17 protein-coding genes are annotated in these 18,631 nt (G+C 72.5%); 6 read left to right on the forward strand and 11 right to left on the reverse strand.

Annotation, left to right across the window (positions count from 1 at the left end):
• Positions 1–79: 79 nt before the first annotated feature.
• Positions 80–2,257 carry a 3-hydroxyacyl-CoA dehydrogenase NAD-binding domain-containing protein gene (locus AFB00_RS07830; protein WP_068796679.1) on the reverse strand — a complete coding sequence of 726 codons (2,178 nt, stop codon included), beginning with the start codon at positions 2,255–2,257 and terminating at the stop codon, positions 80–82.
• 14 nt (positions 2,258–2,271) lie between these two features.
• Positions 2,272–3,492 (reverse strand): acetyl-CoA C-acetyltransferase, encoded by a 1,221-nt coding sequence (locus AFB00_RS07835; RefSeq protein WP_068796680.1) that lies wholly within the window; start codon positions 3,490–3,492, stop codon positions 2,272–2,274.
• 176 nt (positions 3,493–3,668) lie between these two features.
• On the opposite strand from AFB00_RS07835, the gene AFB00_RS07840 reads away from it, so the two are divergent.
• A complete protein-coding gene (locus AFB00_RS07840) occupies positions 3,669–4,481 on the forward strand; it encodes a MerR family transcriptional regulator (RefSeq protein WP_083275355.1) in 813 nt (270 codons plus the stop codon).
• Between the two features lie 4 nt (positions 4,482–4,485).
• Here the strand turns inward: AFB00_RS07840 and AFB00_RS07845 are convergent, their stop codons facing one another.
• On the reverse strand, positions 4,486–5,439 hold the full coding sequence (locus tag AFB00_RS07845) for a DUF2867 domain-containing protein (protein ID WP_068796681.1): 954 nt from the start codon (positions 5,437–5,439) through the stop codon (positions 4,486–4,488).
• Positions 5,440–5,496: 57 nt separating this feature from the next.
• Between AFB00_RS07845 and AFB00_RS07850 the strand changes: the two genes are divergently transcribed.
• Complete coding sequence (locus tag AFB00_RS07850) at positions 5,497–6,084, forward strand: TetR/AcrR family transcriptional regulator (RefSeq protein ID WP_068796682.1); 588 nt, start codon at positions 5,497–5,499, stop codon at positions 6,082–6,084.
• A 9-nt stretch (positions 6,085–6,093) separates the two neighbouring features.
• Entirely contained in the window at positions 6,094–6,528 is a 435-nt protein-coding gene (locus AFB00_RS07855; protein ID WP_068796683.1) for an acyl-CoA thioesterase, read from the forward strand.
• 13 nt (positions 6,529–6,541) lie between these two features.
• On the opposite strand, the gene AFB00_RS07860 is transcribed toward AFB00_RS07855, so the two are convergent.
• The gene (locus tag AFB00_RS07860) at positions 6,542–7,720 is read right to left on the reverse strand and encodes a fumarylacetoacetate hydrolase family protein (protein ID WP_068796684.1); all 1,179 of its coding nucleotides are present in this window, start codon (positions 7,718–7,720) and stop codon (positions 6,542–6,544) included.
• Positions 7,721–7,832: 112 nt separating this feature from the next.
• On the opposite strand from AFB00_RS07860, the gene AFB00_RS07865 reads away from it, so the two are divergent.
• The 3 genes from AFB00_RS07865 to AFB00_RS07875 all read left to right on the forward strand — a co-directional run bounded on the left by AFB00_RS07865 (position 7,833) and on the right by AFB00_RS07875 (position 10,485).
• On the forward strand, positions 7,833–8,420 hold the full coding sequence (locus AFB00_RS07865) for a hypothetical protein (protein WP_068796685.1): 588 nt from the start codon (positions 7,833–7,835) through the stop codon (positions 8,418–8,420).
• 347 nt (positions 8,421–8,767) lie between these two features.
• Positions 8,768–9,856: an S-(hydroxymethyl)mycothiol dehydrogenase gene (locus AFB00_RS07870; protein WP_068796686.1), complete on the forward strand. Its 1,089-nt coding sequence runs from the start codon at positions 8,768–8,770 to the stop codon at positions 9,854–9,856.
• Positions 9,856–10,485 (forward strand): MBL fold metallo-hydrolase, encoded by a 630-nt coding sequence (locus tag AFB00_RS07875; protein WP_068796687.1) that lies wholly within the window; start codon positions 9,856–9,858, stop codon positions 10,483–10,485. Before AFB00_RS07870 ends, AFB00_RS07875 begins: the two co-directional genes overlap by 1 nt.
• 73 nt (positions 10,486–10,558) lie before the next feature.
• Here the strand turns inward: AFB00_RS07875 and AFB00_RS07880 are convergent, their stop codons facing one another.
• The 7 genes from AFB00_RS07880 to AFB00_RS07910 all read right to left on the reverse strand — a co-directional run bounded on the left by AFB00_RS07880 (position 10,559) and on the right by AFB00_RS07910 (position 18,598).
• Positions 10,559–11,767, reverse strand: coding sequence for an MFS transporter (locus AFB00_RS07880; protein WP_068796688.1), 1,209 nt, complete (start codon positions 11,765–11,767; stop codon positions 10,559–10,561).
• A gap of 23 nt (positions 11,768–11,790) precedes the next feature.
• Positions 11,791–12,798 carry an iron-siderophore ABC transporter substrate-binding protein gene (locus AFB00_RS07885; RefSeq protein WP_068796689.1) on the reverse strand — a complete coding sequence of 336 codons (1,008 nt, stop codon included), beginning with the start codon at positions 12,796–12,798 and terminating at the stop codon, positions 11,791–11,793.
• 110 nt (positions 12,799–12,908) lie between these two features.
• Positions 12,909–14,075, reverse strand: coding sequence for an amidohydrolase family protein (locus AFB00_RS07890; RefSeq protein ID WP_068796690.1), 1,167 nt, complete (start codon positions 14,073–14,075; stop codon positions 12,909–12,911).
• A 72-nt stretch (positions 14,076–14,147) separates the two neighbouring features.
• Positions 14,148–15,836 carry a chaperonin GroEL gene (gene groL, locus AFB00_RS07895; protein ID WP_068796691.1) on the reverse strand — a complete coding sequence of 563 codons (1,689 nt, stop codon included), beginning with the start codon at positions 15,834–15,836 and terminating at the stop codon, positions 14,148–14,150.
• Positions 15,837–15,981: 145 nt separating this feature from the next.
• Positions 15,982–16,353 (reverse strand): propane 2-monooxygenase effector subunit MimD, encoded by a 372-nt coding sequence (mimD, locus tag AFB00_RS07900; protein ID WP_068800105.1) that lies wholly within the window; start codon positions 16,351–16,353, stop codon positions 15,982–15,984.
• Complete coding sequence (locus tag AFB00_RS07905) at positions 16,353–17,546, reverse strand: toluene hydroxylase (RefSeq protein ID WP_068796692.1); 1,194 nt, start codon at positions 17,544–17,546, stop codon at positions 16,353–16,355. Before AFB00_RS07905 ends, mimD begins: the two co-directional genes overlap by 1 nt.
• Positions 17,543–18,598, reverse strand: a complete 1,056-nt coding sequence (locus AFB00_RS07910) for an FAD-binding oxidoreductase (RefSeq protein ID WP_068796693.1) — start codon at positions 18,596–18,598, stop codon at positions 17,543–17,545. Before AFB00_RS07910 ends, AFB00_RS07905 begins: the two co-directional genes overlap by 4 nt.
• Positions 18,599–18,631 lie beyond the last annotated feature (33 nt).

The raw sequence follows: 18,631 nt of genomic DNA on the forward strand, positions 1-18,631 counted from the left end.
TCGGGACGTAGTGTGTCCGGGGACACCACACGAATCCGGCCCCACCGGGTGACCGGTGGGGCCGGAACGTGCTGCCGGGTCAGGCGGCTGCGGTCGCCGTCTCCCCCTTCGCGGCGCGCTCGCGCAGCGAGGCGGGCACGTCGAACCGCTCCCCGTAGGTCGCCTTCAGCTCGTCGGCGCGGGCGACGAACCCGGCCGGTCCGCCGGGGTAGCCCTCGATGTACTGCAGGACGCCGCCGGTCCAGGCCGGGAAGCCGATACCGAAGATCGAGCCGATGTTGGCGTCGGCCACGGTGGTGAGCACGCCCTCGTCGACGCAGCGCACCGTCTCGATGGACTCGATGAACAGCATGCGCTCGGACAGCTCGGCCAGGTCCACGTCGTGGTTCGTCGCGCCGAACTGCTCGCGCAGGCCCGGCCACAGGCCGTCCCGCTTCCCGTCGACGTAGGAGTAGAACCCGGCGCCCGAGCTCTTCCCCTTGCGGTCGAACTCGTCGACCATCCGGTCGATCACCGCGTCCGACGGGTGCGGGGTCCAGGTGCCACCGGCGGCCTCGACGCCCTTGCGGGTCTCCTCCCGGATCTTGCGCGGCAGGGTCAGGGTCAGCTCGTCCATCAGCTGCAGCACCGGGGCCGGGTACCCGGCCTGCGACGACGCCTGCTCGATCGTCTGCGGGTCGATGCCCTCGGCGATCATCGCGACACCCTCGTTGATGAAGGTGCCGATCACCCGGCTGGTGAAGAACCCGCGGGAGTCGTTGACGACGATCGGCGTCTTCTTGATGCCCAGAGTCAGGTCGAACGCCTTGGCGAGTGCCTCGTCGTTCGTCCGTTCACCCTTGATGATCTCGACCAGCGGCATCTTGTCGACCGGCGAGAAGAAGTGCAGGCCGATGAAGTCGTCCGGGCGGTCGACGCCCTTCCCGAGCTCGGTGATCGGCAGCGTCGAGGTGTTCGAGCAGAGCAGCGCGTCCGGGGCGATGTGCTTGGCCGCCTCGCGGAAGACCTCCTGCTTGAGCTCGACCGACTCGAACACCGCCTCGATGACGACGTCGCAGCCGGCGAGATCGGCGTAGTCGTCGGTCGGGGTGATCCGGCCGAGCAGCGCGTCGCCCTTCTCCTGCGTGGTCTTCCCGCGCTTGACGCCCTTCTCGACCAGGCCCTGGGAGTACGCCTTGCCCTTGTCGGCCGCCTCGCGCGAGACGTCCTTGAGGACGACCTCCCAGCCGGCCAGCGAGCAGACGTAGGCGATGCCGGCGCCCATCATCCCGGCGCCGAGCACCGCGACCTTGGTGGGCTGCCACTTCTCGGGGCCGTCCGGGCGGGACTTGCCGCCGTTGATCGCGTTCAGGTCGAAGAAGAACGCCTTGGTCATGTTCTTCGAGACCTGGCCGGTGACCAGCTCGGCGAAGTACCGGCCCTCGATCCGCAGCGCGGTCTCGACATCGACCTGGGAGCCCTCGACGGCCGCGGCGAGGATGTTGCGCGGGGCCGGCATCGGTGCGCCCTTGATCTGCTTGCGCAGGTTCGCCGGGAACGCGGGCAGGATCGACGCCAGCGACGGGCTCGACGGCGTCCCGCCGGGGATCTTGTACTTCGGCTGATCCCAGGGCTGGCCGGGGTGCTCCGGGTGGGCCAGCACCCAGGCCCGGGCCAGGGCCAGTACCTCCTCCGGGGTCGAGGCCAGCTCGTCGACCAGGCCCAGCTCCAGCGCCTTGGCCGGCTTGTGCCGCTGACCCTGCGCGAGGACGTTCATGAAGCCGTTCGCGATGCCCAGCATCCGGGTGATCCGGGTGACGCCGCCGCCACCGGGCAGCAGGCCCAGCGACACCTCGGGCAGGCCGTAGACCACGCCCTTGGCGTCGATCCCGACCCGGTGGTGACACGCCAGCCCGATCTCCAGGCCGCCGCCGAGGGCGGTGCCCGCCATCGCCGCGGCGACCGGCTTGCCGAGGGTCTCCAGCGCGCGCAGCTGGGCCTTCACCTCGGTCACGTTCTCGAACACCTGCGCGGCGTCGTCCGGACCGGCGGCGGAGAGCTGCTGCAGGTCGCCCCCGGCGAAGAAGGTCTTCTTGGCGGAGGTGACGACGACACCGGCGATGTCGTCCTTCGCGGCCACCAGCTCGTCGACGACCTGGCGCATGGCCGCCTTGTAGCGGTCGTTCATCGTGTTGGCGCTGCGGCCGGGATCGTCGAGGGTGACGATCGCGATGCCGTCGGCGTCGGTCTCCCAGCGGACGGCCTTGTGCTCAGTCACTGTTCCAGTCCCTCTCAGACTCGCTCGACGATGGTGGCGATGCCCATGCCGCCGCCCACGCACAGCGTGGCCAGCCCGCGGCGCAGGTCCCGGCGCTCCAGCTCGTCGACCAGCGTTCCCAGGATCATCGCGCCGGTGGCGCCGAGCGGGTGGCCCATCGCGATGGCACCGCCGTTGACGTTCGTCTGCTCGTGCGAGATGCCCATGTCGCGCATGTAGCGCAGGGCCACCGCGGCGAACGCCTCGTTGATCTCGAAGAGGTCGATGTCGTCGACGGTCAGGCCCGCCTTGGCGAGCGCCTTGCGCGACGCCGGGGCCGGTCCGGTCAACATGATCGTCGGGTCGGCGCCGGACAGCGCGGTGGAGACGATCCGGGCCCGCGGGGTCAGGCCGTTCGCCGACCCGGCGGCCTCGGTGCCGATCAGGGTGAGCGCGGCGCCGTCGACGATGCCCGAGGAGTTCCCGGCGTGGTGCACGTGGTCGATCTTCTCGACCCAGTGGTACTGCTGCAGGGCGACGGCGTCGAACCCGCCGTCGCGGCCCATCATCTCGAACGACGGCTTCAGCCCGCCCAGGCTCTCCAGCGTCGCCCCGGCGCGGACGTGCTCGTCGCGGTCGAGGACGGTGAGCCCGTTGCGGTCGGTCACCGGGACCACCGAGCGCGCGAAGTACCCGTTGGCCCAGGCCTTGGCGGCGCGGGTCTGCGACTCGACGGCGAAGGTGTCGACGTCGGTGCGGGAGAAGCCCTCCAGGGTCGCGATCAGGTCGGCGCCGATGCCCTGCGGGACGAAGCCCGTCTCGTACGCGGTGTCCGGGTCCATCGCCCAGGCGCCGCCGTCGGAGCCCATCGGCACCCGGCTCATCACCTCGACGCCACCGGCGACGACCATCTCCTCCATCCCGGAGCGGACCTTCAGCGCCGCGGTGTTCACGGCCTCCAGGCCGGACGCGCAGAACCGGTTGAGCTGCACACCGGCCACGGTGTCCGGCAGCCCGGCCGCGATGGCCGCGGTCTTGGCGATGTCACCGCCCTGGTCGCCGATCGGCGAGACGACGCCGAGCACCAGGTCGTCGATCACCGCCGGGTCCAGCTCGGGGTGGCGCTCGCGCAGCGCGTCGATCAGGCCGACCACCAGCGAGATCGGCTTGACCTCGTGCAGCGAGCCGGAGGCCTTGCCCCGGCCGCGCGGTGTGCGGATCGCGTCGTAGATGTAGGCCTCGGGGATCTCGCTCATCCGAACCTCTCGTGGGTCATCGGCACCGGACGGCGCTGGCAGCGCTGCCCTACTTCTCGGTAACCTTTGTTACAGCCACGCTGTCACATGGGTCAAGGCACGCACCCGATTATGTGACAGCATCGATGTTCCATCAAGACTGTCACGTTCATCGATCTCGCCGTAACCTGCTCGGCATGTCCGCACCGGCCACTCCCGACGAGGAGCTCCTCACCGTCGACCAGCTCGCCGAGCGGACCGGCGTCTCGGTACGGACGATCCGGTTCTACGCCGGCCGCGGCCTCATCCGCGCGCCGCGGCTGCGCGGCCGGACCGGCCTCTACGACGCCGGTCACCGAGCCCGTCTCGAACTGGTCAGCGAGCTCACCGCACTGGGCTTCACGCTGGCCGCCATCGAGAAACTGCTGGCCAGGGTGCCGCTGGACGCCGGCCCCGAGGAGCTGGCGCTGCACCGGGCGCTGCTCACGCCGTGGGTCCCGGAGCATCCCGAGGAGATCGGGTACGCCGAGCTGGACCAGCGCGCGGGCCGGCACCTCACCGCCGAGGACCTGTCCACACTGGAGAACCTGGGCGCGCTGACCCGCCGCGCGGGCACGGTCCGGGTACACGGCGAGATCTCGCTGGCCACCGCGCTCGACGCCCTGGACTCCGGCCTGCCGCCGGAGCTGTGGCAGCGCGCCCAGGCCACGATCGAGCGGCACACCGCGGCGCTGGCCGAGGACCTGATGGCGCTGTTCCAGGACGAGGTGCTGCAGCCCTACCGCGACCGCGGGCACCCGGCGACCGAGCGCGGACAGCTGGCCGCGGCGCTGTCCCGGCTCAAGCCGATCACGGTGCAGGGAGTCGTCGCCACGTTCGGCCGGGCGGTGAACCGGACGATCCGCCAGCGCGTGGACGACAGCACCGACGACGGCACCGCCAGCACCGACAGAGCCGACGGCGGCACCGGCAGTGGCACCGACGGCGGCACGGGCCGCGCGACGGGCTGACCGCTCACCCGGCCGGCACCGCGTCGCCGACACGGGCGCGGCGCACGGCACGGCGCAGCATCGCCCGCACCACCGGGGGGTGGAAGCGCCGGACCACCGCCCAGTAGAGACGGCCGCGGAACCCGTGCAGCCACACCCCCGTCGCGACCACCAGCCGGTCCGGTTCCCGGCGGACGACGCACCGGAAGTCCAGGTGCCCCGCGTCGGCGCCGAGGAGGACCTCGCCGTCGCCCCGTTCGCAGGTGTCGAACTCGGCGCCGGTGCCGCGCTCGATCCCGGCCAGCCCGACCAGCAGCTGCCGCAGTCCCAGCAGGGCGAGCACGACCGGCGGTGGATCGCGGAAGACGGCGTCCGCCCAGCGCTGCGGGTCCACGGGGAGCCCGCGCTGCAGGTCGACGGCGAACGCGTCCGCCGCGTCGGCCCCGGCCGGGTCCAGCAGACCGCCGACCGGCACCGGGACCGCGCGCACGACGGGCCGCTCGGACAGTCCGCGCACCAGCCGCACCCACGGTGACCAGCGGTTCGCCCGGCCCGGACCGGTGCCGAGCGCCCGTTCGGCCCGGTCGAGGAGGTCCTCGACCACCGCGTCGTGCAGCCACCGGACCACCAGCACCCAGTGCAGCCGCATCGCTCCGGTGGCGTGGCCGTCGATCTCGTGCCGGAGCAGGCAGCGCTGCGGCCCCAGCGGCTCGACGGTGAACGTGTGCGTGCCCCGCAACCCGATCCCCGGTTCGACGGTGAACCCGATCCGGCGGCCGGGCACGAGATCGGTGACGTGGTACCGGATCGGGCCGTGCCCGCCGCCCGAACCGATCCGCAGCGGCTGGTCCAGCTCGATCGCGGCCCACTGCGGGGACGGCCACAGGACGTCCCGGGGGCCACCGAGGTCCGCCAGCAGCGCTCCGGCGGCCTCCGCCGGGGCCGCGATCTCCCGAACGTGCACGTTCCGCACCCGCATGCCGCCCCCAACCGTTCCATACGCCACCGTATGTTTTCCGTACGGTAGCGTGCGGTCATGCCCGGGCGGAAGCGGTTGACCCGTCACGACTGGGCCGCCGCCGCGCTGGCCGCCGTGGCCGCCGACGGGCTGGCCGGGATCGCGGTGGAACCGATCGCAGCCCGCCTCGGCACGACGAAGGGCAGCTTCTACTGGCACTTCCGCAACCGGGAGTCGCTGGTCGAGGCGGCGCTGGAGCTGTGGGAGCAGCGCAACACCACCGCCGTCATCGCGACGACCGACGCGGACGACCCGCGCGCGGCGCTGCGGTCGTTGATGCTGGCCGTCTTCGTCTCGACGACGTCGCGGGCCGATCCGGACGCCGGGCGGGGGCACGCGGTCGAGGTCGCCCTGCAGGCGGGCGCCCACGATCCGCTCGTGCGGGCCGCGCTGGACCGGGTGAGCCACCGGCGGGTGGACCACCTGACGTCGCTGTTCGACCGGCTCGGCTTCGCCCCGGCGGACGCCCGGCACCGCGCGCTGCTCGCGTTCACCGCCTACCTCGGCCAGGTCCGGCTCGCCACCGCGACCCCCGGTCTGGTCCCGCGGGGTGCCGACCTCGACGGCTACCTCGATCGGCTGCTCGCCGCGCTCACCGGGCCGTAGCATCGCGCCATGGAGACCTTCGAGTTCCCGGTACGGGTGCGCTACCACGAGGTGGACGCGCAGGGCGTGGTCTTCAACGCCTGGTACCTCGCCTGGTTCGACGAGGCGATGACCGAGTTCCTGGAGGCCCGCGGCCTCACCTACCGGACGATGCTCGACGCCGGTTACGACGTCCAGCTCGTGCACACCGAGATCGACTGGCGGGCCGGGGTGGGCTGGGGCGAGGACGTCGCCGTCGCCGTGTCCACCGCACGGCTCGGGCGCACGAGCTTCGCCCTGGACTTCCAGGTCCGCAGCACCGACGCCGCCGGGAACCCGAGCGTCACCTGCGACTGCCGCACCGTCTACGTCGTGATCGCGGTCGACGGCTCCGGCAAGCAGGAGGTCCCGCAGCTGATCCGGGACGCGCTGGGCGAGCCCCGGCCGCTGCAGCCGCTGCCGTAGTCCGGGCCGGGGCTCAGGCCGGCCGGATCCGGCCGCGCACCTCGCCGAGGGAGAACCGGGAACCGTCGGCGGCGGGGGCGGTCGCGGTGATGACGACCTCGTCGCCGTCAGCCAGCCAGGTGCGGGGCGGGCCACCGGGCAGCGCGATCGGGTCGCGGCCGTTCCAGGACAGCTCCAGCAGGGACCCGAACCCGTCGCGGTCCGGGCCCGACACGGTGCCGGACCCGAGCAGGTCACCGGCCCGCAGCGACGCCCCGTTCGACGTCAGGTGGGCCACCATCTGCTCGGCCGACCAGTACAGGTCCGCCGCGGGCGGGTCGGCGATCCGGTGCCCGTTCAGGTACACCGACAGGGCCACGTCGAGCCCCCGGGCCGGCTCGCGCGGGGTGAGGTGGGGCAACGCCGGGTCGCGGTGCTCCGGCAGCGGCACCCGGGCGGCGTCGAGCTCGCCGATCGGGGTCACCCAGGCCGAGATCGAGGTGGCGAACGACTTGCCCAGGTGCGGCCCGAGCGGGCGGCTCTCGAAACCCTGGACGTCGCGGGCCGACCAGTCGTTGAGCAGCACGACGCCGAAGACGTGGTCGCCGGCGTCGTCCACCGGGACCGGGCCGGGCACCGGGCCGCCGAGGACGAACCCGAGCTCGGCCTCGACGTCCAGGGCCCGGGTCGGGCCGAAGTCGCCCGCGGCGCGCTGACCGGCCGGCCGGGTCACCGGGCTCCCGCTGACCCGCACGGTCCCGGCCCGCCCGTGGTACCCGACGGGCATGTGGCCCCAGTTGGGCGTGAGCGGCTCCGCGTCCGGCCGGAAGATCAACCCGGCGTTGCGCGCGTGCTGCTCGCAGGCGTAGAAGTCGACGTAGTCGGCGACGGTGAACGGCAGGACCGGGACCAGTCCCTCGGCGGGCAGCCGGTGCGCGACGGCCTTCTCGTGGTCGTCGCGCCAGCTCCGCAGCCAGTCGACGACCTCGCGCCAGACCGGTGCCCCGGCGTCGAGCAGGCGGTCCAGGTTGGGCGCCGTCAGCAGGTCGGGGAACGGGCCGCGCTGGGCCGTGGCCAGCGAGCCGACGTCGAGCAGGCCGCCGTCGGGCAGCGGGCAGGCGATCCGGGAGCTGCCGGGGCGGCCGGCCCCGCCGACGGCGCCGAGTGCGAGTCCCGGCGGCGGGACGGACGTGGGCTGCGGCGCGGTCGTCACGGGGTGGACCGTACCGGCGATCGGGAACCTCCGGTGGGGTGACGACGTTCGACCGGTGTGCCCGGTTCGTCCGGACCGGCGCGCGACCCCGATTCCAGGAGGACACCCGCAGATGGGCCTGCTCGACAAGATCAAGGAACGCCTCACCGGAGGCGGCCAGGCGGCGGCCCCGCAGCAGCCCGCCGGCGTCGGCGGCGCGCCCCAGCACCTGCAGCAGCAGCCGCCGCAGGACCCGGACCAGCAGGCGGTCGAGCGGTACCGCTACATGCTCCGGACCGCCCCGCCGGAGCAGGTGGAGCAGGCGCACGCCGAGGCGTTCGCGAAGCTCACGCCGGAGCAGCGGCAGAAGGTCCTCACCGACGTCGGCTCGGCCGTCCCGGAGTCCGAGCGGGCCACCTCCACCGACCCGCAGGCGCTGGCCCGGATGGCGACCCGGGCCGAGATGCGCGAGCCGGGCACGATGGAACGCTCGCTGGGCGGTGGCCGCGGGCCGGGGATGGGCGGCATGATCGCCGGTTCGCTGCTCGCCGGTGTCGCCGGAGCGTTCATCGGTACCGCGATCGCGGGCGCGATGTTCGACGATCCGGGCGCCGACGCGGCGGGCGAGGACGTCGCAGCGGGCGAGGAGCCCCCCGCCGAGGACCCCGGCCTCGACGACGGCGGCGGGGACTTCGACATGGGCGGCGACTTCGACTTCTGACCCACACCCCCACCCTTTCCCCACTCGTGGAGCTTCGGCCCGGCCACACCGGGCCGAAGCTCCACGAGTGCGTCCGGGGTTCGGCGAGACACCACCCCTCGACGCATGCCAGAGTCGCTACCCGGGCATCCGTGCACCCGCGCAGCCACTCGACGCCCTCCCGCCAGGCGGTCGTCACGGCGCTCGCCCGTAGGCGATCCGGCGGTCCGGCGGGGCGGGACGATTCCCGGGTCGCTGCCGGCCGGTGTCGACGGATCCGCTCTGGCAGCGGCCGGGCACCCATGCCACAGTCGCCATCCGAGCATCCGTCCCAGCGGGCGGCATCGAGGACGAGTGGAGTACGAGCGATGGCACAGCAGGTACGTGGAGTCGTGGCCCGGTCCAAGGGCGCACCCGTCACGGTCGAGACGATCGTGATCCCGGACCCCGGGCCCGGCGAAGCCGTGGTGAAGATCCAGGCCTGCGGGGTCTGTCACACCGACCTGTCTTACCGGGAGGGTGGGATCAACGACGAGTTCCCGTTCCTGCTCGGCCACGAGGCCGCCGGGCACGTCGAGTCGATCGGCGAGGGCGTCATCGACCTGGAGGTGGGCGACTACGTCGTGCTCAACTGGCGCGCCGTCTGCGGCGTCTGCCGTGCCTGCAAGAAGGGCAAGCCCCAGTACTGCTTCGACACCCACAACGCGAAGCAGCCGATGACCCTCACCGACGGCACCGAGCTCTCGCCCGCCCTGGGCATCGGCGCGTTCGTCGAGAAGACCCTCGTCGCCGCCGGTCAGTGCACCAAGGTCAACCCCGACGCCCCCGCCAAGGTTGCAGGCCTGCTCGGCTGCGGCGTCATGGCCGGGCTGGGCGCCGCGGTCAACACCGGCCAGATCGGGCGCGGCGACTCCATCGCGGTCATCGGCTGCGGCGGCGTCGGCGACGCGGCCATCGCCGGGGCCAAGCTGGCCGGTGCCACCACGATCATCGCGGTGGACACCGATCCGAAGAAGCTCACGTGGGCGCAGGAGTTCGGGGCCACGCACACCGTGAACCCGAAGGACGAGGACACCGTCGACGCGATCCGCCGCTTCACCGGCGGCAACGGCGCGGACGTCGTCGTCGAGGCGGTGGGCCGCCCGGAGACCTACAAGCAGGCGTTCTACGCCCGCGACCTGGCCGGCACCGTGGTCCTGGTCGGCGTGCCCTACCCGGACATGATGGTCCCGGAGATCCCGCTGATCGACTTCTTCGGACGGGGCGGGGCGCTGAAGTCGTCCTGGTACGGCGACTGCCTGCCCAGCCGTGACTTCCCGATGTATGTCGACCTGTATCTGCAGGGCAAGTTCCCACTGGACAAGTTCGTCACCGAGGAGACCACGCTGGACGGCGTCGAGGCGGCGTTCGAGAAGATGCACAACGGCGAGGTCCTCCGCTCGGTGGTGGTCCTCTGATGGCCTCCCCGATCGACCACGTCGTCACGTCCGGCACGTTCAACCTCGACGGCGGGTCCTTCGACGTCGACAACAACGTCTGGATCGTCGGCGACGACCGCGAGGTGTTCGTCATCGACGCCGCGCACGACGCCGACGCCATCGCCGCCGCCGTCGGCGACCGGACCGTCAAGGCGATCGTGTGCACCCACGCCCACGACGATCACGTCAACCAGGCCCCGGCGCTGGCGGACCGGTTCGGAGCGCCGATCCTGCTCAACCCGGCCGAGAAGGTCCTCTGGGACATGACCTGGCCGGACCGCCGCCCCGACGACACCCTCGCCGACGGGCAGGAACTGTCCGCGGGCGGGATCGACCTGCGCGTCCTGCAGACCCCCGGCCACTCGCCGGGCTCGTCCTGCCTGTACGCCCCCGAGCTGGGGATCGTGTTCACCGGCGACACCCTGTTCCAGGGCGGACCCGGCGCCACTGGCCGGTCGTACTCGAGCTTCGACACGATCATCGAGTCGATCCGGACGACGCTGCTGACCCTGCCCGGGGACACCCAGGTCCGCACCGGGCACGGCGACTCCACCAGGATCGGCGACGAGGCACCGCACCTGGAGGAATGGATCCGCAACGGATCCTGACCCGGCCGACGCCGGCCCGGCCCCCGGCACCGGGCCGGGCCGGTCCGGGACCCGGCGAGACGGACCGCCGGCCTCAGCCCGGCCCGCGACGGCGCCGCACCACGGGCGTGACCATCAGCAGCACCGCGGCCGTCGCGCCGAAGGCGGCCGCGAAACCGAACGGCTCGGCGATCGCACCGAGACCGGAGGCGCCGAGCCCCGTCCCCGCGTCGTAGGCGATGTTCCAGGCCGCGCTGGCCGCCCCGTAGTGCAGCGGGCCCGCGGCGGCGAACAGCGCCACCATCGCGTCGTTCTGCACGAGCCCGAACCCGAGCCCGACGGCCGTCGCACCGGCCACCAGCAGTGCGGCACCGAGCGGGGCCGCGAGCACACCGAGCATGCCGAGGGCGGCGAGCGCCGTCCCGACCGGCAGCAGCGCCCCGGGGCGGCCGCTGCGGTCGGTGAGCGATCCCGCCACACCCCGGCCGACGAGTGCGCCCAGCGCGGTCGCGAACAGCGCGGCGGGCACCGCGAACCGGGAGCCGGGTGCCGCGAGCGGTGCGAACGTGATCACGCCGCCCTGCGCCGTCGAGCAGGCCAGCATCGCGACGACCGGGGAGACCGGCAGCCGCGAGCGACGGCCGTCGTGCCGCGGCACCGGACCGACGCCGCGCCGCTCCCCCGGAACCGGGTGCCCGGACCCTGCAGCGTCGGGGGCGGTGGCCGCCGCGACCGGGCCGACCGGCTCCGGCCCCCGGACGAACGCCACCACCACCGCCCCGGCGACCGGGGCGATCCCGGCGGCCACGAACACCCCGGCGAACCCGGCCGTGTCGACGACCGCCACCCCGGCCGGCAGCAGGACGAGCTGCGGGAGCCCGACGGCATAGCCGTACCGGGCGGACGCGCGTCCGTGCGCCGACGGCTCGACGAGCTCGGCGACCAGTGCGCTGCCCGCGACGGTCGCCATCCCGAACCCGATCCCGCGCAGTGCGGACACCCCGAGCACCGGGGCGAGGTCCGCGGTCAGGGCGAGCAGCGGCGTCGGCAGGCCGAGCAGCAGCGACCCGGCGACGAGCACCGGCCGGTGCCCGATCCGGCGGAGCATCGCGGGCACCAGCAGCTGGGTGCCCACGGTCACCGCCATCAGGACGCCGGTGGTCAGCCCCGCCCCGAACTCCCCCGAGCCGCCGCGCGCCACCCACAGCGGGACGACCGGCAGCAGCACGGCGTAGCCCCCGAAGCCGAGCGAGGTGGCCGCCAGGAGCAGCAGGAACGGCGGGGAGGAGAGCGAACGGGGCACGCCCCACCCTCGCAGAGCGCCGGTCAGGCCCTCGGCAGCGCCCGCTCCACCTGCGGCCCCACGCCGTCGAGCACGGCGGGCAGGCTGAGCACCGTCTGCCAGGCGAACGCCAGCTCGGTCGGGCCGTCCAGGAACACGGTGCGCCCCTTCCGGGTCGCGGCCAGCCGGGAGATCAGCGGGTCGCCCTCCACGGTCGCCCGCCCGCCGGGGGTGAACGACAGCTGGTCCCAGACGAGCAGGTCGCGGTCCAGCTCGGTGGACTGCTCGAAGCTCAGGTCGGCGTAGAACTTGGAGCCGGCGAACTCGTCGAACTCGGGCGGCACGACGAACCCGAGCGAGGTGAAGAACCGCGATCGCGGGTCCTGCGAGGCGAAGACCCCGAGCTTGTCGGCGCTGCGGGTCGCCACCGCGACCTGCTTGGCGGCCCACTGCGGGTTCGCGTCGCGCAGCGCGGCGAACCGGGCGTCCAGGTCGGTGACCAGCTGCTCGGCCTGCGGCGTGCGCCCCAGGGCCCGGCCGATGAACCGGGTCGTGTCCTGCCACGGCACGCCGTAGTCGGCGAAGCCGGCGGGCGGGCCGAGCGTCGGCGCGATACCGCTGATCGTAGCGTAGTTCTGCTGGTCCAGGTCGGAGTAGACGCCGATGATCAGGTCCGGCTGCAGCGCCGCGATCTTCTCCGGCTCCAGCGTCGTCATGTTCAGGACCTGGGGCTGGGCGCCCGTGCCGCGCAGCGCGTCGGCCGCCCAGGGCTGCACGGCGTTCGTCTCGTCGCCGTACCAGTAGCGGACCCCGACCGGCCCGACGCCGAGCGCCAGGATCGCGTCGTGGTCGGTGTAGCCGATGCTGACCACCCGCTGCGGGGCGCGCTCGATCGTCGTCGACCCGAACTCGTGCTCGATCGTGACCGGGAAACCCTCCCCCGCGTCCGCGGCACCGCCGTCGGCGGACTCCCCGCCGGACGCGCACCCGGTCAGGAGCACACCGCCCGCGGCCAGCGATCCGAGCAGCATCTGCCGCCGTGTGAACTCCATGCCGGGCCTCCGTCGCTCGATCCCGGGCGGATCCTAGCCAGCGTTGGCTTACCTGCACACAGGTCACCCTGAGTTGAGACACCGGAGTACGTCACACCGCTCCCGGGGGCTCAGTGCCGCGGCGCCCGGACCGCCGCGACCGGACGCCGGACGCGGTGCGGCCCGGACCGCGACCGGCCCGGCAGGTCGATCCGGTACACCCGGGCCGCGGTCCCCCCGAGCAGGGCCTCGCGGACGTCGTCGTCGAGCTCGGGGTACCGGCCGCGCAGCGGCTCGGGATAGCGGAACGCGAGCAGGTCGCGGACCAGCCGGGCCGGACGCACCAGCGGGTAGCCGCTGCCGAACATCAGCCGGTCCGGGCCGTAGGCGGCGAGCAGCTCCCCCAGCGCCCCGGCCGCCGGGACCGGGTCCCGGCGCAGCGCGACCAGCAGTTCGGTGAGCACGACGTGGACGTTCGGGCAGCGGGCGAGCCGGACCAGCGTCGCCGTCGGCGCGACGGCCGCGCCCAGGACGAACCGGACCCGCGGCAGCGCGTCGGCGAGCATCCGGACCTCGGCCGGGTCGACCGCGCCCGCGGGCAGCGGCCCCGCCGTCCGGGCCCGGACCGGCAGCGCGGAGCCGGCCCGCACCGGGTCGGCCCAGCTCGGCCAGCGGGGGCGTGGGGCGGCGGCGCCGGCGTCGACCACGCCGGCGTGCGCCCACCCCGGTGCGTGCACCGACGGCCGGGCGGTCGGGGCGACGCCGAGGTGCACCACCCCGGCACCGGCCTGTTCGGCCCGGGCCAGCGTGCGGCGCAGCCAGGGCGCCCGCAGGGACACCGCCGTCTCCGGACGGCGCGACGGCAGCACGGTCAGCGCCCCGGTCCCCGCCCGGGACACCCGGGCCCCGATCCCGCGGGCCCGCGACCGGTCCGCGGGATCCAGCTCCCCGGCCGCCACGATCCGGCCCGGGTGCTCCGCGGCCAGCTCGGCGTGCCAGGCGGGCGCCGCGAACCCGAGGACGAACAGGTCCTCGAACGACGCCGGGACCAGGACGGCCCGGTCCACCGCCGACAGCACGTCCGCCGCCAGCGCATCCGGGGTGACCAGACCGAAGGCGTCGAGGGACAGCGGCCGCGGCGACGGGTCGAGCATCCGGTGCCGGTGGTGCAGGTCGGCGACGAACTGCTCGCCGGCCGGACCCGCCTGGTTGTGCGGGCGGCCGTCCCAGCCGTGGACCTGGGCGTCCACCACCGGGAACCGGCCCGTCGCCCCGCACCACCGATCCACCACGACCACGCCTCCACCCTCACGGTCCGGCCCGGCACGCGCACGACGTACCGGGCCGGTTCCCCCTGCCGGACTCCCCGCTCAGCCCACCGACGGGCCGAGCCCCATCGACTGCGGGGTGCTGGAGTCCGGGCTGGGCTGGGGGATGCCCTCGTCCAGCTGGCCGAACTCGGTCATCAACGCCTTGTTCCAGGGCGTGACCTCCTCGGCCACCAGCGAGTTGGTGGTGAGGATGAGACCGGCGACCGAGGCGCCGTTCTGCAGGGCGGAGCGCACCACCCGCAGCGGGTCGATGATCCCCATCTCGACCATGTTCCCGTAGCGGCCCTCCAAAGCGTCGAACCCGACGTCGGTGCCGCCCGCGGTCACCTGCTTGACCACCTCGTCACCGTCGTAGCCGGCGTTGGCCGCGATCAGGTGCACCGGTTCGGTGAGCGCGTGCCGCACGATCTCGACGCCGAGCCGGTAGTCCCCGGAGACGTCGAGTGAGTCCAGCGCCGGTTCGGCGTGCAGCAACGCGGCACCGCCACCGGCGACGATGCCCTCGGCGACCGCGGCCCGGGTGGCCTGCAGCGAGTCGTCGACCCGGTGCCGGATCTCGCGGGCCTCGGCGTTCGTCGGCGCGCCGACCGAGATGATCGCGGCCCGACCGGACAGCCGCGCGATCCGGTCGGAGAAGAAGTCCTCGTCGGTGCCGATGGTGGCCCTGGCCAGCTCCGCCCGCAGCTGGGACAGCCGGTACTCCAGGGCCTGCTTGTCGCCCTTGCCGCCGATGAACGTGGTGCTCTCGCTGTTCACCCGGACCTGCGCGGCCCGGCCCAGGTGGGTGACGTCGATCTGCTCCAGGGAGAACGACGAGCTCTTCGAGTGCACCTTGCCGCCGCACAGCGCGGCCATGTCCTCCAGCAGGTGGATCCGCTTCTCCCCGAAGCCGGGCGCCTTGATCGCGACGGCCTGGAAGTGCCCGTTGACGTGGTTGTGCACGAGCATCTGCAGGGCGGTGCCCTCGACGGTCTCGGCGACGACCACCAGCGGCCGGCGCTCGTTGCGCATGATCCGGTCGAGCACCGGCATGATCTGCTGGACGTCGCGGATCTTCTCCGCCGAGAACAGGATGTAGGGGTCCTCGACGACCGCCTCCAGGGTGCCCGGGTTGGTCACCATGTACGGCGAGACGTAGCCGTTGTCGAACTCGAAGTCCTCGACGAACGCGACCGAGACGCCCGGCACCGGGGTGTCGTCGACGGTCACGACGCCGTCGTCGCCGACGGTGTGCAGGGCGCGGGCGACGACGGTGCCGATCGTCCAGTCGTCGTTGGCCGAGATCGCCGCGACCCTGGCGTAGTCCTCCTCGGTGCCGACCGGGTGCGCGACGGTCTGCAGCCGGTCCACGAGCGCGCCGACCGCGATGTCGATGCCCCGCTTGACCAGCACCGGGTTGCCACCGCCCTCGATCGCGCCCATGCCCTCGCGCACGATCGCCTGGGCGATGACGGTGGCGGTGGTGGTGCCGTCGCCGACGGTGTCGTTCGTCTTCACCGCGGCTTCCTTGACCAGCTGGGCGCCCATGTTCTCGAACGGGTCGCGCAGGTGGATCTCCCGGGCGATGGTGACGCCGTCGTTGGTGACCTCCGGCGAGCCGGTGATCTTCTCCAGGATGACGTTGCGGCCCTTGGGTCCGAGCGTGCTCTTGACGGCCTCCGCGAGCTGGTCGACGCCGGCCTGCAGCAGGTGCCTGCCCTCGGCACCGAATCGGAGTTCCTTGGCCATGGTGGGTCCTCCCGGAGAGAGTCGGTCTGCGTGCGCGGGTGCGGAACGGATCTCGTGGTGCGCCGTCGCACCACCCGGGCCGGCCGGAGGGGCCGGGTCGTCGCCCCGGGTGGTGCGATGGGTCGTGCGGATCGGGCCCTGCGGGTCAGGTCACCGGCTTCAGGTCGAAGTCGATGTACTCCGCGGCGTCCTCGGGATTGGCGAACATGATCGTCTTCTCGTCGAGGTGGACCATGCGCCCGTAGTGGGTCGACATGTTCTCCTCGAACTCCGCGGCGTCGAACCAGCCGTCCTCACGGCCGGCCTCCTCGTCCATCGAGGCGTAGTCGACCTCGAACATCCCGTGCCCGTCGACGCGGATCATCGACGGCAGGTGCTGCACGGTCACGTTGTCCTGACGGTCCAGGACGGTCGCCATGATCGCGCCGATCTGGTTGTTCATCAGGGTGAAGCCGCACATGTTGGACGCGGTGCTGTCCTGCTTGAACGGACTGTCGGTGCTCGTCGGGTTCGACATCACTGCCTCAGCTCCTCGGGGGCGTCGAGACCGAGATCGGCGCAGATCCCGGCGAAGCGGCTCTTGGCACGGTCGAGGGAATCCTCGAACGTCGGCGGCTTCGAGTCCGACTGCGACCACATCGGCTGCATCGTCCGGGCGGCCTCGATCGCCTGCGGGACGTAGGTCCGCAACCAGCCGCTCATCAGCGCCCGGTTGTGCTCGGCGAACTCGCGGTCGGAGTTGAGCGGTGCGAAACAGGCCACCGTCCAGCGCAGGTCCCGCTGCGCGTAGTCGTACTCACCGGCCCCCATCACGGTCGGGGTCACGAAGTCGCCGTTGGTGGCCGCGGACTGCATGACCAGGTTCGACCGGAACAGCTCCCCGATCAGCGGCTCGAAGACGCAGTTGGCGGCGAAGACGGCCTCGCCCCAGTCGTCCTGGACCGCGGTGAGCGCCTCGGTGAGCTTGCGGGCGCCCTGCCACTCCGGTGCGTTGTCCCAGGCGTCGAGGTGTGCGGTGCCGTCGAAGCCGTCGATCTCCTCGGACAGCGTCAGGTTGTAGAGCGCGAGGTCCTGGGCGAACCGGATCTTGCGGGTGCAGTTCGCGGCCAGTGCCGTGTTGTGCATGTTGGTCGGCGCCGAGCGCTCGTTGGACGCGAACACGTAGAGCCCGAGCACGTGCTCGATGTGCATCCAGGCGCCGACGTTGCGCTCGACGAACCGCATCCAGTTCGGGTTCCACAGCTCGAACGCCTTGGCGTGCCGGGCGTTGTCGATGTTCTGGGTGAGCTGGCGGACGACGTTCGCGTTGTAGCGGTAGAGGCTCTGCTCCCACTCCTCGTTGGGGTCGCGGAACTCGTGCCAGCCGTGCGCCGGCCAGTTCTTGACGTGCATGCCGCCGGTACCGGGCCCGCGCTGCGGCTCGGGCTCGTCGACGCCCCAGGCCTTCAGCTTGGTCCAGTGCAGCGGGTAGCCGCCCTCGCCGTTGGCGAACCCGTAGATCCAGCCCTGGGCCAGGTAGTGCCGCGGGTCCGGCTGGACCTCGACGGTGGTGTCCTCGTAGAGGGTCTGCTTGCGCTTCGCCGGGTTGTAGTAGTTGTAGCGGCGCGCGGTCGAACTGGAGTCCGGGAACTCCCTGGCCCCGGCCTCGGCGTCGGTGAAGACGGGTTTCGGGACGCTCCGCTGAGGCGTCTCCGGCTGTGTCGAAGTCATACCGTTCCGTCGCCTTCCGGCTCACCGGTCGTGGTGAACCTGTCGTAGAAGATGTTCTGCTCGCTCACGCCCAGCCGGGTGAGCGTCGCGATGGCCGCATCGACCATCGGCGGCGGTCCGCAGACGTAGGCATCGACTCCCTTCAGGTCGGTCTCGTGCGCACTGACGACATCGGTGATCAGGCCGGTCTCGCCGTCCCACTCCGTGCCGGGCTCCGGCTCGGAGAGCGCTGGGACGAACCGGAATCCGGTGAGCTGCGGGGCGAGTGCGGCGATCTCCTTCTCGAAGCAGAGGTCCCGCGCGGTCCGGGCGCCGTAGTAGAAGGTGGCGCGCCGCTCGACCCCGCCCTCGGCCATCGCCCGCAGCAGTCCCAGCACCGGGGCCATCCCGGCCCCGCCCCCGACGAAGACCACCGGCGAGTTGCGGTTCTGGCGCAGGGTGAACGTGCCGAACGGGGCCTCGACCGCCAGCCGGTCCCCGACCTGCACCTGCTTGTCGAGGTACTCGGAGAACAGGCCGTCCGGATAGATCTTCACGACGAACTCGAACACGCCGTCCCGGTTCGGGACGTTGGCCATCGAGAACGAGCGGGTCTCCTCGGTCCCCGGGACCACGAAGTCCATGTACTGGCCGGGGAAGAACTTGATCTCCGACGGCTCGACCAGCTTGACCGTCAGGTGGCGCATGTCGTGGGTGACGGCCTCGTTCGACAGGACCTCGACCGTCCCCTTCGTCAGGGGCAGACCGGAGCGGATGATCTCCTCGTCGTAGTTGAGGAGCTCGATGACCAGGTCCTCGTACGCGTGCGCCCGGCAGAGGAGGGTCGAGCCCTCCTCCTTCTCGTAGTCCGGCAGCGCGAACGTCGAGTAGCTGTCGTACTCGATGTCCTCACCATCGAGGACGAACGACTTGCAGGCCGCGCACTGGCCTTCCTTGCAGCCGTGCATGAGCTGCACACCCTGCTCGGCGGCAGCACGCAGGATGTTCTGGTCGGAGTCGACCTCGATCTCGATGCCGACCGGTTCGAACCGCACGACGTGTTTGTCACCCACGGCCGTCGACCGCCTCTCTGGTGGTGGGTCACC

The organism is Pseudonocardia sp. HH130630-07 (assembly GCF_001698125.1).
GTDB lineage: Bacteria > Actinomycetota > Actinomycetes > Mycobacteriales > Pseudonocardiaceae > Pseudonocardia.